Here is a 13539-nt window from a genome sequence, read left to right as displayed (position 1 = left end):
TAAAGCGTAACAAGGAGTGTGGACGTTTTTCAGATGTATATCAATCATGTATAATGGATAACATAAATATTTTTTAAAGGAGGACAACATAGTGAGTTTGTTACATATTGCGGTGGTATTACCGTTAATATTCGCACTCATTATTCCTATCCTGTATAAATTTTTCAAACGTATACACTTAGGATGGTTCGTGTTACCTGTACCTATCGTTATCTTTATCTATATGCTAACGCTAATTCAAACGACGATGTCAGGTAATACTGTAATGAAAACCTTAAATTGGATGCCTCATTTCGGTATGAACTTTGATTTATACCTTGATGGCTTAGGTTTACTCTTTAGTTTGCTTATTTCTGGAATCGGCAGTTTAGTCGTATTATATTCAATCGGCTACTTAAGTAAGTCAGAACAACTAGGGAATTTTTATTGTTATTTATTACTATTTATGGGTGCGATGTTAGGTGTCGTACTTTCAGATAATGTCATTATTTTGTATTTATTCTGGGAGTTAACATCATTTTCTAGTTTTTTACTTATTTCATTTTGGCGCGAACGACAAGCATCTATATATGGTGCTCAAAAATCGCTCATTATTACAGTGTTTGGTGGCTTATCATTATTAGGTGGTATTATCTTACTCGCTATACCAACACAATCATTTAGTATTCAATATATGATTAAACATGCTGCTGAAATTCAAGATAGTCCATTCTTTATTTTCGCGATGATTTTAATTATGATTGGTGCTTTTACAAAGTCAGCACAATTTCCATTTTATATTTGGTTACCAGATGCAATGGAAGCTCCTACACCAGTCAGTGCTTATCTTCACTCAGCGACAATGGTTAAAGCTGGGCTATATTTAATTGCTCGAATGACACCAATCTTCGCAGCATCACAAGGTTGGATTTGGACTGTCACTCTTGTCGGTCTAATCACTTTATTCTGGGCTTCGCTAAATGCAACGAAGCAACAAGACTTAAAAGGTATTCTTGCATTCTCAACAGTATCACAGTTGGGTATGATTATGGCAATGCTTGGAATCGGTGCCATTAGTTATCACTATCAAGGCGATGACAGTAAAATATATGCTGCTGCATTTACAGCTGCAATATTCCATTTAATTAACCATGCGACTTTTAAAGGTGCCCTATTTATGATTACTGGTGCAGTTGATCATTCTACTGGTACACGTGATGTAAAAAAATTAGGCGGCTTGCTTACAATTATGCCTATCTCATTTACAATAACAGTCATTACAGCACTTAGTATGGCTGGAGTGCCACCGTTCAATGGCTTCTTATCAAAAGAATCATTTTTAGAGACAACGTTTACAGCGAGTCAAGCAAATTTATTTAGTGTTGATGCTTTAGGCTATTTATTCCCAATCATTGGTATCGTAGGTAGTATCTTCACATTTGTATATTCAATTAAATTTATAATGCATATATTTTTCGGACAATATAAACCTGAGCAATTACCTAAAAAAGCACACGAAGTTTCTATTTTAATGCTTTTATCACCAGCTATTTTAGCTACATTAGTGATTGTATTCGGATTATTCCCAGGTTTATTAACAAATTCAATCATAGAACCAGCAACTTCAGCAATTAACCATACAGTAATAGATGATGTTGAATTCCATATGTTCCACGGTTTAACGCCAGCATTTTTATCAACACTATTGATTTACATTTTAGGAATATTACTTATTGTAACGTTTAGTTACTGGGTAAAATTATTACAACGTCAACCTGGTAAATTAACGTTCAATTATTGGTACAACAGAAGTGCTCAAACTATTCCTGGTTACTCTGAAAAAATGACAAATAGTTATGTTACAGATTATTCACGTAATAATTTAGTTATCATTTTCGGCACTTTAATCTTATTAACATTTATCACTGTATTTTCTGTACCGTTCTATATTAATTTTAAAGATGTAAGCCCTATTAGAATTTTTGAAGTTTGCATTGTTGTGCTATTACTTAGTGCTGCATTTTTAATTCTATTTGCTAAATCTAGACTATTTAGCATTATTATGTTAAGTGCAGTTGGTTATGCTGTTTCAGTATTGTTTATATTCTTTAAAGCACCTGATTTAGCATTAACACAATTTGTAGTTGAATCGATTTCAACAGCATTATTCTTATTGTGTTTCTATCACTTACCAAATTTAAATCGCTATAATGAAAAACGATCATTCCAATTAACTAATGCCTTAATTGCTACAGGTGTTGGATTATCTGTCATTATTATCGGTTTAATTGCATATGGAAATAGACACTTTGAATCAATCTCTAAATTCTATCAAGAGCATGTATATGATTTAGCTCAAGGTAAAAATATGGTTAACGTTATTCTAGTTGATTTCCGTGGTATGGATACATTATTCGAATCATCTGTTCTTGGTATCGCAGGTTTAGCTGTGTATACAATGATTAAATTACGTAAAAAGCGTCCAACTCAAGATAAAGAGGTGAAAAATCATGAATAGACAACAAAATGATTTAATTTTGCAATTTGCAGCAGTTATCATCTTTTTCATGGTAATGGTCTTTGGTTTTTCACTTTTCTTAGCAGGACATTATACACCTGGTGGAGGTTTCGTTGGCGGATTATTATTTGCAAGTTCACTTGTTATCATTACGATTGCATTTGATATTGAAACAATGCGTAAAATTTTTCCATTAGATTTCAAAATATTAATTGGTATTGGATTAGTATTTTGTATAGCAACTCCTATAGCAAGTTGGTTTTTAGGTAAAAATTTCTTTACACATGTTACCTTTGATATACCACTATTTATTTTAGAACCCGTCCATATGACAACAGCAGTTTTCTTTGATTTCGGAGTTCTATGTGCAGTAGTTGGTACAGTCATGACAATTATTATTTCGATTGGAGAGAACGAATAGTGGAAATTATTATGATTTTTGTTAGTGGTATTCTCACAGCAATTAGTGTCTATCTCGTTTTGTCTAAAAGTCTGATACGAATTGTTATGGGAACAACACTACTCACACATGCAGCAAATTTATTTTTAATAACAATGGGCGGATTAAAACATGGCACAGTTCCAATTTATGAAGCGAATGTAAAAAGCTATGTTGATCCAATCCCTCAAGCACTGATATTAACAGCAATCGTAATTGCCTTTGCGACAACAGCCTTTTTCTTAGTTTTAGCTTTTAGAACATACAAAGAATTAGGAACTGATAACGTTGAAAGTATGAAAGGAGTTCCAGAAGATGATTGAAAGTAATATGCTTGTGTTAACGCTTGTTATTCCAGTAATTACAGCTATATTACTTGTCTTTATTGGAAAACGTCCTATTATAAAGCGTTATGTCGCACTTAGCGGAACATTATTAACTCTAATTGTGGCGATTATAAATTTAACTAACGTAGTAAAACATGGACCTCTACGCGTAGAGCTAGGTTCTTGGAAAGCACCTTATAGTATAGTCTTTGTTTTAGACATATTTAGTGCGCTACTTATTATTACTAGTATTTTGATTACAGCAATTGTTATATTATATTCTTTTAAAACAATAGGTATAGAACGCGAAAGATTTTATTATTATTTTTCTGTTCTATTTATGCTAATAGGAATCATTGGTGCATTTACGACTGGTGATATTTTCAACTTATTCGTATTCTTTGAAGTATTCTTAATGTCATCTTATTTCTTATTAGTTATCGGATCTACAAAAATCCAATTACAAGAAACGATTAAATATGTTCTTGTTAACGTCGTTTCATCATCATTTTTCGTTATGGGTGTGGCGATTTTATATTCAGTAGTAGGAACATTGAATCTAGCAGACATAAGCAATAAATTAGCTAATCTTTCGGCTCATGATAGTGGTTTAGTAAATATTGTATTCATATTATTTATCTTTGTTTTTGCTACTAAAGCTGGTGCTTTTCCAATGTTTGTTTGGTTACCAAGTGCATATTATGCGCCCCCTATTCCAATCATTGCGTTCTTTGGAGCATTGCTGACTAAAGTTGGCGTATATGCGATTGCAAGAACATTGAGTTTATTCTTTAGTGATAATGTCAGTTTCTCACATTACGTCATTTTATTCTTAGCACTATTAACAATTATTTTTGGTTGTGTCGGTGCGATTGCGTATACTGACATTAAAAAAATCATTCTATATAATGTCATGATTGCAGTCGGTGTGATTTTAGTTGGCGTAGCAATGATGACAGAATCAGGCATGATTGGCGCCATTTACTATACACTACATGACATGTTAGTGAAGCTTGCCTTATTCTTACTAATCGGTACCATAATTAAAATTACAGGCACACCTGACTTAAAACAATTTGGTGGCTTAATAAAACAATACCCAATACTTGGTTGGTCATTCTTTATCGCAGCATTAAGTTTAGCTGGTATCCCACCATTAAGTGGATTTTATGGTAAATTTTATATTGTACAATCGACATTTGAAAGAGGCTTTTATTTAAGTGGTGTGATTGTCTTGTTATCTAGTTTAGTTGTTTTATATTCTGTTATCCGCATTTTCCTACAAGGATTTTTCGGTCAACCTAGAGGCTATGACCTTAATAAAAAAGACAACGTCAAATATATAACAACGATTGCGATTATAGCGGTTGCTATAACAGTATTATATGGTTTATCCGCAGATTATTTATATCCAATGATAAAATCCGGCGCAGAAACATTCTATAATCCATCAACATACGTCAAAGCTGTATTAGGAGGTAAATAACATGGCTGTACAATTAGTTTTAAACTTTATAATTGCAGTATTTTGGTTATTTGTGACAAATAGTTACACAACGAATAACTTTGTATTAGGTTTTATCTTTGGCCTAATTCTTGTTTACCTCTTACACAGAGTATTACCTGGTAGATTTTACGTCATAACTTTGTATCGTATCGTAAAATTAATCATTATTTTCTTAATCGAATTAATTAAAGCGAATTTTGATGTTTTAAAAATTATTATTAAACCTTCGATTAAAAATGAACCCGGCTTCTTTGTATATCACACAGATTTGAAAAAAGATTGGCAAATTGTCTTATTGTCTAATTTAATTACATTGACTCCAGGTACAGTCGTTCTTGGTGTAAGTGATGATCGTACAAAGATATACATTCATGCCATCGATTTTTCAACTAAGGAAGAAGAAGTTGAAAGTATAAAATCATCATTAGAAAAAATTGTTAGCGAGGTGGGCGAAATATAATGAATCATAATATTATTATAGTCATTGCACTTATTATTGTTGTTATGTCAATGTTAGCTATGCTTATTCGAGTTGTATTAGGCCCATCACTCGCAGATCGTGTTGTTGCACTTGATGCTATTGGTCTTCAATTAATGGCCGTTATCGCATTATTTAGTATTTTATTAAATATTAAATACATGATTGTCGTAATAATGATGATTGGTATTTTAGCATTTTTAGGTACTGCAGTATTTTCAAAATTTATGGACAAAGGTAAGGTGATTGAACATGATCAAAATCATACTGATTAGTCTTGCACTTATCTTTGTTATCATTGGTGCTTTAATAAGTGCCCTAGCAGCAATAGGTTTACTAAGACTAGAAGATGTTTATTCACGTGCACATGCTGCTGGAAAAGCATCTACACTAGGTGCTATGTCATTACTATTTGGAACGTTTCTATATTTTATAGCTACACAAGGCTTTGTAAACATGCAGTTAATTATTGCAATTATTTTTGTATTAATTACAGGGCCACTTTCAAGCCATATGATTATGAAAGCGGCATATAATATTAAAACGCCTTACACTAAAAAGACAAAAGTTGATGAAATTTCAGAAGACTTAAAAGACACTAAACTTTAATTAATAGTATATATAAAAGTTTAAATTATTGTAATTCACAGCAGTAAGATCATTCCTTATTAGGAGTCATCTTGCTGCTGTTTTTATTTATATTGATAGCACGATCACCATATTTTACTAGTTCATTTACAGATTTCTAGTTGTTTTTATTTGATTTAAATACTGGTTCCCCTATTCACATTTATCTTTTTATTTAATTGCCAATCATCTCGTTATGTATTATGATTATATTAACAAATCGTAACGATTACGTTTTAAAATAGAAAGAGGTTTTACTATGCATTGGACAATTATCGGCGGTGGCATTCAAGGTACTGCAATCGCACAAAAACTAATATCAAGTGGACTTACAACAGACCGATTAACAATCATTGACCCACACGAAACATTCTGTCAAAGATTTAAATCATATACTAATCGTATTGAAATGCCTTATTTAAGATCGCCTATTGTACATCATGTACACCCACAACCTTTTCATCTAAAACAATTCGCTAAACAGCACCAATACACAAATGCATTTTATGGTCCTTATCAAAGACCAGAATTATCAATGTTTATGGATCATATCGCACATGCATCTAAACAATATCGATTACATGACTGTCTAATTCAGGGTTATGTTCAATCATTAACTAAACAAGATGACAAGTGGCATGTTACCTTAAAAGATGGTCAAGTAATCAATACCGATTGCGTTGTCATTGCTATAGGTAGCACGAATATACCGTTCATCCCTGACACATTGAAAAACAAACAAAGTGTAAATCATATATTCGAAAAAGAACATGAACAACAGGTGTACGATAAAACTGATCATATCGTCGGCAGTGGTATTACTGCTGCCCACCTTGCGCTTAAACTATTAAATCGTGATAATCATAAACATCTTCATTTATGGCTTAATAAAGACATTGAAATTCATGACTTTGACGCTGATCCAGGCTGGTTAGGTCCCAAAAATATGTCATCGTTTTTAAGTACCGAATGTATGGTAACTCGTAACAATATTGTTAAACGCGAACGTCATAAAGGATCTATGTCTCATGAATTATATTTACGACTGAAAAAGCATATTAAAAACGGTCGTATTACAGTGCATAAATCACCTATTAATAATGTTAAAGATGGTTTTGTTACTACTGAAAATGAATCTATTCCATATCAACAAATTCTCGTTGCTACTGGTTTTGAACAAGATTTCATGTCACAACCACTTATCCAACAACTAATTCAAAACTACAATGCACCACTCAATGAATGTCACTACCCTGTAATCTCTGAAAAATTAGAATGGTTACCTAACTTATTTGTTGCAGGCTGTTTTGCAGATTTAGAATTAGGACCATTTGGTAGAAATGTCATGGGCGGTCGCAAAGCTTCTGAACGCATCGAACAAGCATTTATTAAACTTCAACAATATAGCGCATAAAAAAACTGCTAGCGAGGGTGCGACATAAAGATTTTGTGCTCTGGGAAACCGATTAACGGCGTCCCAAAAGCAGGATTTTCGGCAGAAACTATCACGATTCGACAAAATTTGGAAAACCATTTTGCTCATCGTTCGGTTCTGCTCAAATCCTAAACGCTTTTGTCCCGACCTCTTGCTAGCAGTTCTTTTTTATTTTAACGGTTTAATGGCAATCGTACCTCTCATAACCGTTATTAATTGTCCTTTATCATTTTTAATTTTAATATCCCACACATGCGTCGTTTTGCCTTGGTGAATGATTTCAGCTGTCGCTGTAACGCGACCATCTTTTGCCGAATGAATATGGTTAGCATTCATTTCCAAGCCTAATGGAACAAACTGAGTCGTATCTATCAAATTTGCTGAACCTAACGAACATGCTGTTTCACCTAATGCAATTGAAGCACCACCGTGTAAATATCCAAATGGTTGTTTTACTTTATCTGTAACCGGCATTGAAATAACTACATAACCATCTTCTTGATGATCAATCACCATTTCAAATGTCTCTAATAAATGCGTCATTCTTTCACCTCTTTATGATTATAGTATCATAGCAGCTATTGTACCGAAAATCATCAACGGTATATTATAAAACAAGAAGTTCGGAATGCATGTATCTCGAATATGATCATGTTGACCATCTACATTTAATCCAGCTGTTGGTCCTAGTGTTGAATCACTTGCAGGAGAACCAGAGTCACCTAAAGCACTCGCAGTCCCTATTAAAGCAATTAATGCCATGGTATCTAATCCAATCGAAGCACCAAATGGGATAAATAATGATGCGATAATTGGAATGGTAGCAAATGATGAACCTATACCTAATGTCACAATTAAACCTATGACATACATTACAATAATACTTAATAATTTGTTATCGCCGGTAATACTTGTTAATGCTTTAACTAATTCATCTATATCACCAGTTGCATTCATCACGCCAGCAAAACCATTAGCTGTTAAAATAACTACACCAATATAAGCCATAATTTTGATACCTTCAACAAACTTAGCATCTAATTCGTACCAATTATATGCACGAGAGATGAAGAATACAAGCACACCTGCTAAGGCTCCAAATATCATTGAATCTGTAAATGTTTGTACTAAAAATGTAGCTAATATCGCTACAATTGTAACAATTAAAATATATGGTTTTAATTCAGTTACTGGTTCATTATCGGAAATATTACGTGTTTCATATTCGCGTGGTTTTCGATACACAAATAAACCAATTATTAAACCAACAATATAGCCCATTGAAGGAATAAGCATAGCTTTCCAAATCATATTAAATTCTATTGGATGATTCGCCTTTGCAAAACCACTTTGAATGATTTGTTGGAATATTTGACCAAATCCATAAGGTAATAAAACATATGGAAAACATAAACCAAATCCTATAATCAAACCGATTAAACGTCTGTCAATTTTCAACTCATTAAAAAGACTTAATAATGGTGGAATAACGATTGGAATAAATGCAATATGTACAGGAATTAAGTTCTGACTCATTATACTCATTGCCAATAGCGCTATGATAATTGTCACCTTTACTTTAACTCTTGACCATCGACTATTTTCAGCGTGAATAGCATTTATAATCTTTCCTACTAAATAGTCTGTAATACCGCTGTAGGAAATCAATGCTGCAAATCCACCTAATAAAGCATAGCTTAATGCAACCTCTGCACCATCGACAATATTTTTTCCAAATACATTTATTACTTTTTCAATGCTCATGCCTGAAATAACGCCACCTACAAGTGCACTGATAAACAAGCTTATAACTACATTTAAACGACATAAACATAGTACTATCATTAAAATTACTGCTATCACTACTGCATTTATCATACGACAACCATCCTTTATCACTCTATCGAACTAAAGTGTTTATAGACTTCATAGTATCAATAGCTTCACTTTCTGTCAATAGCAACTGATTAAATTATCTATTTTTATATTTATTTGCATTTTACAAAATAATTTCCGATTCAATAAAACATATAAGTACTACTTAATATTAGCTTCTCATTCATTGTTAATGACTTAAATATTGTTTATCTTAATTTCAATATATCATTTAAATGTGTTCAGATACTTTATTGTGGTGTTAAGCATCCTCTACGCTTCAATAAAATGCCTGATACAAGCTCTCATCGTAAGTTATAATGCATATCTCAGTTCTTATAACAGTATGAGTTGTATCAGGCTTCTATTATTATTGTTTTCTTAACCAATCGACTATTGTTGGAATCATAAATCCAGTTGGACCTTTAGGCCCATTGAACGACACCTTATTAGTAGTTGCTGGTCCTGCAATATCAAAATGAATATGAGGCGTTTGACCGCTAAAATGTGTTACAAAACTTGCAGCAAATAATGCTTTACCCTGTCCATTTGTATGATTGACTAAATCAGCAACATCACTTTGTTTAATTTTTGTACGTTCAGTTTCAGTAATTGGTAATTCGAATACCATTTCATCCAATGACGTACTTATTTTTAATATATCATTTAAAAATGACTTACTATTTGATTGAAACGCAGCAGCTTTATCTTCACCTAGTGCAACAATCGCAGCACCTGTTAAAGTTGCAAAATCCATAATCACACTTGGTTGATATTGATTTGCATAATAAACTGCGTCTCCTAATACAAGTCTACCCTCCGCATCTGTATTCATCACTTCAACTGTTTCACCACTCAATGCTGTAAATACATCATCAGGCTTCATCGACGCTTCATTTATCATATTTTCAGCACAAGCAAGCACACCGATAATATTGACTGGTAATCGAAGGCGACTAGCCGCTTCTATAATTCCAACGACATTCGCAGCACCACACATGTCGAATTTCATTGTTGCCATGCCATTCTTCGTTTTAATACTATAACCACCTGAGTCATACGTAATACCTTTACCTACTAATGCAATTGGTGCTTCATTATCATTTTTACCATTGTATGTGATAGTTACTAATCGTGGTTTATGTTTACTACCTTTACCAACTGCATGTATAAGACCAAAGCCTTCAGAAACTAATGTATCATCATCTTTAATATCGACTTTAACAGCTGTATTTTTAAAATGATTAATAATATCTTCTGCAAATGTTTGCGGCGTTAAAACATTCGGTGGCATATTACTAAAGTCTCTAGCTAAATTAATAGCTTGACCAATAACAACCCCCTCATTGATTGTATCAATGTCGTTTAATTTATCACTGATTAGATATATATTCGGATTAAACGGCGTCTTTTTATTCGATTTATAATGATCGAACTGATATGTTGCACGTTCACTTTGAAGGCCACATGATGCTAACACATTTGTTAACTGACCGTATTTGGAAATAAAAGTATCCATCAGTAAATACGTATCATTTATATGTTCCTGTTTTATGTATTGAAAAAGCTGTCCCCAAATCTTCAACAAATCACGATAGTGTTGATTTTTTAAGTTTCCTAATCCAACTGCAATTAGTCGATAGCTTTCGTTTCGTACGGCGAATGCAGTTGTGTAAATCTTCCCAACTGTACTCCCTATAATATGTTGATGCTTAAGTGATTCTAATATTTCTGTTATATCAATATCATTAAAAATAATACTATCTAATTGATTTAAATGCTCCGGAATCCCAACGATTAACGTATTGATTTTCTTACCTGTTTCTTTATTAAGTTTAAAATTCATATTGTACCTCCTTAAATTTGATATGTTACTCACTTCAAATTGTACAACAATAAAGCCCTTCAGTAATACTGAAGGACTCTATAAAATGATAATTTAATTTTATGTGTTTGTCTTTAATTTAATTTAAAGCCTAGAATTTACCTTTTTTAAATGCTAAACCGATACCACCGATTTTGAATACGGCACGTGTATCTATTACTTTTTTCATGAATGCTGCTTTTTTACCAGCGATTGGTTTACCAAATACCATACCAACACCATCATGTGAACCTAAAGAACATACAGTTCCACGATCAACATAAACAAACTCTTCAGTTGATTCACCATTTAAGATGCGTTTAATATTTTTAGCAACGTTTTCACCTTGTTGCATAGCAATTTGTGCTGTAGTTGGTAACGGACGTTCTTCACCAGCAGGGATAAACGCTGAACAATCACCAATAACAAAGATATCATCGTAACCTTTGATTGTTAAATCTTGGTTTGTAACGATACGTCCACGTTTAACACCTTCAAATGATTCTTCCATTAATTTACTTCCACGTACACCAGCTGCCCATACTGAAGTACCTGCGTGTAATTGTTGTTTTTCACCGTCAACTTCTACTACAAAACCTTTTTCGTTACAAGCAACGATTGGTGTAGCAATTTTGAATTCAACACCACGGTCTTCTAAATAGCTAACAGCGTGATTTACTAATTCTTCTGAGAACATAGGTAACATTTTAGGCGCTGCTTCAACACATGTAATTTTAACTTTGTTTTGATCTACACCATATTTGCTACATAATTCAGGTATTCTATCTGTTAATTCACCTAAGAATTCTACTCCAGTGAATCCAGCTCCACCTACTAAGATAGATAAATCATTATCATCTTTTTCTTTTGAAGCTGCGTAGTTTGCAAATTTGTCTTCGATATGACGTGATAATTCACGTGCAGTGATAACATTTTCGATTTGGAAAGCATGTTCTTTCATACCTTCAATACCAAATGTTTCGCTAATGAAACCTAATGCTACTACTAAAATATCAAAGTCATAAATACCTTGATTTGTTTCTACTTTTTTAGCATCACGGTCAATTTTTGTTACTTCTGCTTGAACAAAGTTTACTTTATCTTTCTTCAAGACGCTTTCCACAGGATATAATACATCTTCATAGTTTAGTGTACCTGCTGATGCTTCATGTAACCATGTCGCTTCATAGTGATATTCATTTTTATTAATAAGCGTAATTTCTGCTTCTTCTGAAGATATCGCTTTTTGCAATTTAGTTACAGTTTGTAAACCTGCGTAACCAGCACCAAGTACAAGTACCTTTTTACGATCTTGAGCCATTTAATTCACCTAAGCTTTCATATTTTTTTAACCAAATGCTGATAAATGTTAGTAACAACTGGTCATTACTTTCTTTACCACAATGTATACTAGTTTATCATCATTTTGTTATTTAAGTCTTTTAAATTATGTAAAAACCTGTGATGTTCACAAAAAAGACATTTTTAATCCAATACTAATTCTATAGCTTTTAAGTCATATTTTCAAGCGAGATTCAATCAGATTGTGAAAAAATTAATTAATTTTACTGTACAAAGATTTTAAATTCTGATGTAACCGTTATCACCAAAAATACTATATTTGCACAACTCACTAATGCCATCGTTATAAAAGCAATCAATAAAACAAATAAAAAAAGCCAGAAACATAAGATTTATGTCCTAGCAAATACAATATTATATTGTCAGTCATAGACCAAAATAGAAATCCACTAAAAACAAGCATTTTCCAATTATGGTCAGGGGCCCCAACAAAGAAGCTGACGGAAAGTTAGGTTACAAAAATGTGCAAGTTGGGGTGGGGCCCCAACAAAGAGAAATTGGACCTCCAATTTCTACAGACAATGCAAGTTGGGGATACATCGATAAATAAATACTTTTTCTTTAGAAATTAGTATTTCTTATGCTTGAGTTTTACTCTTATATCCTTATTTTTAAGTACACATTACCTTTGGCTAACATGTAAGAACCACTACACTACTTAATAAATCATTAGTGATTCTTTATCATTTCTGCCCCACTCCCCATACTATCGTTTATATTCAAGTATGATATCCTTTGTAAGTACGTGTGTCTCGCTAATCTTAATAACTAGCAATTTTCAGGGTTACCAGCTACTTTTGCTGTTCTAAATGAACTTCCACATCCACAAGAAGCAATTGCATTAGGATTATCGATTTGGAAGCCACCACCCATTAATGATTGTTTAAAATCAATTGTCGTACCATTTAGTACAGGTGCGTCCTTTTTATCTACAAGTACTTTTAAGCCAAAGTACTCTAAAACTTCATCATTTTCACCTGGTGCTTCTTCTGCACCCATACCGTATGTTAACCCAGTACAACCACCACCATTAACTTTAATCTTCAAATATCCGTTCGGCATATCATTTGCTTTTAACATATCTTTTACTTCATAAGCAGCAGCTTCTGTTAATATAACTGTTGGCATG

The 13539-nt window shown here is 32.9% G+C and carries 13 protein-coding genes; 8 read left to right on the top strand and 5 right to left on the bottom strand.

Annotated features, from left to right (window positions below; all coding sequences use genetic code 11):
* Positions 1 to 91 precede the first annotated feature (91 nt).
* The 8 genes from mnhA1 (at position 92) to SAMSHR1132_RS04190 (ending at position 7288) form a co-directional block, all read left to right on the top strand.
* The gene (gene mnhA1 / locus SAMSHR1132_RS04225; protein WP_000054621.1) at positions 92 to 2497 is read left to right on the top strand and encodes a Na+/H+ antiporter Mnh1 subunit A; all 2406 of its coding nucleotides are present in this window, start codon (positions 92 to 94) and stop codon (positions 2495 to 2497) included.
* On the top strand, positions 2490 to 2918 hold the full coding sequence (gene mnhB1 / locus SAMSHR1132_RS04220; protein ID WP_001081626.1) for a Na+/H+ antiporter Mnh1 subunit B: 429 nt from the start codon (positions 2490 to 2492) through the stop codon (positions 2916 to 2918). The genes mnhA1 and mnhB1 overlap by 8 nt, the downstream gene beginning before the upstream one ends.
* On the top strand, positions 2918 to 3259 hold the full coding sequence (mnhC1, locus tag SAMSHR1132_RS04215) for a Na+/H+ antiporter Mnh1 subunit C (protein ID WP_000402803.1): 342 nt from the start codon (positions 2918 to 2920) through the stop codon (positions 3257 to 3259). Before mnhB1 ends, mnhC1 begins: the two co-directional genes overlap by 1 nt.
* Positions 3252 to 4748, top strand: coding sequence for a Na+/H+ antiporter Mnh1 subunit D (mnhD1, locus tag SAMSHR1132_RS04210; RefSeq protein WP_000573091.1), 1497 nt, complete (start codon positions 3252 to 3254; stop codon positions 4746 to 4748). Before mnhC1 ends, mnhD1 begins: the two co-directional genes overlap by 8 nt.
* Before the next feature lies 1 nt (position 4749).
* Positions 4750 to 5229 carry a Na+/H+ antiporter Mnh1 subunit E gene (gene mnhE1, locus SAMSHR1132_RS04205; RefSeq protein ID WP_000290671.1) on the top strand — a complete coding sequence of 160 codons (480 nt, stop codon included), beginning with the start codon at positions 4750 to 4752 and terminating at the stop codon, positions 5227 to 5229.
* A complete protein-coding gene (gene mnhF1, locus SAMSHR1132_RS04200; protein ID WP_001016282.1) occupies positions 5229 to 5522 on the top strand; it encodes a Na+/H+ antiporter Mnh1 subunit F in 294 nt (97 codons plus the stop codon). The genes mnhE1 and mnhF1 overlap by 1 nt, the downstream gene beginning before the upstream one ends.
* Entirely contained in the window at positions 5500 to 5856 is a 357-nt protein-coding gene (gene mnhG1 / locus SAMSHR1132_RS04195; RefSeq protein WP_000590450.1) for a Na+/H+ antiporter Mnh1 subunit G, read from the top strand. The genes mnhF1 and mnhG1 overlap by 23 nt, the downstream gene beginning before the upstream one ends.
* Positions 5857 to 6133: 277 nt before the next feature.
* The gene (locus SAMSHR1132_RS04190) at positions 6134 to 7288 is read left to right on the top strand and encodes an FAD/NAD(P)-binding protein (protein WP_000558754.1); all 1155 of its coding nucleotides are present in this window, start codon (positions 6134 to 6136) and stop codon (positions 7286 to 7288) included.
* Between the two features lie 189 nt (positions 7289 to 7477).
* On the opposite strand, the gene SAMSHR1132_RS04185 is transcribed toward SAMSHR1132_RS04190, so the two are convergent.
* From SAMSHR1132_RS04185 to SAMSHR1132_RS04160, 5 genes are all read right to left on the bottom strand, one after another.
* Positions 7478 to 7852 carry a PaaI family thioesterase gene (locus SAMSHR1132_RS04185; RefSeq protein WP_000149302.1) on the bottom strand — a complete coding sequence of 125 codons (375 nt, stop codon included), beginning with the start codon at positions 7850 to 7852 and terminating at the stop codon, positions 7478 to 7480.
* A gap of 18 nt (positions 7853 to 7870) precedes the next feature.
* A complete protein-coding gene (locus SAMSHR1132_RS04180; RefSeq protein WP_000606333.1) occupies positions 7871 to 9187 on the bottom strand; it encodes a Na+/H+ antiporter family protein in 1317 nt (438 codons plus the stop codon).
* Between the two features lie 367 nt (positions 9188 to 9554).
* Entirely contained in the window at positions 9555 to 11030 is a 1476-nt protein-coding gene (locus SAMSHR1132_RS04175) for a M17 family metallopeptidase (protein ID WP_001009681.1), read from the bottom strand.
* A gap of 130 nt (positions 11031 to 11160) precedes the next feature.
* The gene (locus tag SAMSHR1132_RS04170) at positions 11161 to 12369 is read right to left on the bottom strand and encodes an NAD(P)/FAD-dependent oxidoreductase (protein WP_000046071.1); all 1209 of its coding nucleotides are present in this window, start codon (positions 12367 to 12369) and stop codon (positions 11161 to 11163) included.
* A gap of 809 nt (positions 12370 to 13178) precedes the next feature.
* Entirely contained in the window at positions 13179 to 13538 is a 360-nt protein-coding gene (locus tag SAMSHR1132_RS04160; RefSeq protein WP_001143492.1) for a HesB/IscA family protein, read from the bottom strand.
* Between the last annotated feature and the right edge of the window lies 1 nt (position 13539).

The sequence above is a fragment of the Staphylococcus argenteus genome (genome assembly GCF_000236925.1).
GTDB classification, from domain to species: domain Bacteria; phylum Bacillota; class Bacilli; order Staphylococcales; family Staphylococcaceae; genus Staphylococcus; species Staphylococcus argenteus.
This window is presented reverse-complemented; position numbering and strand designations above follow the sequence as displayed.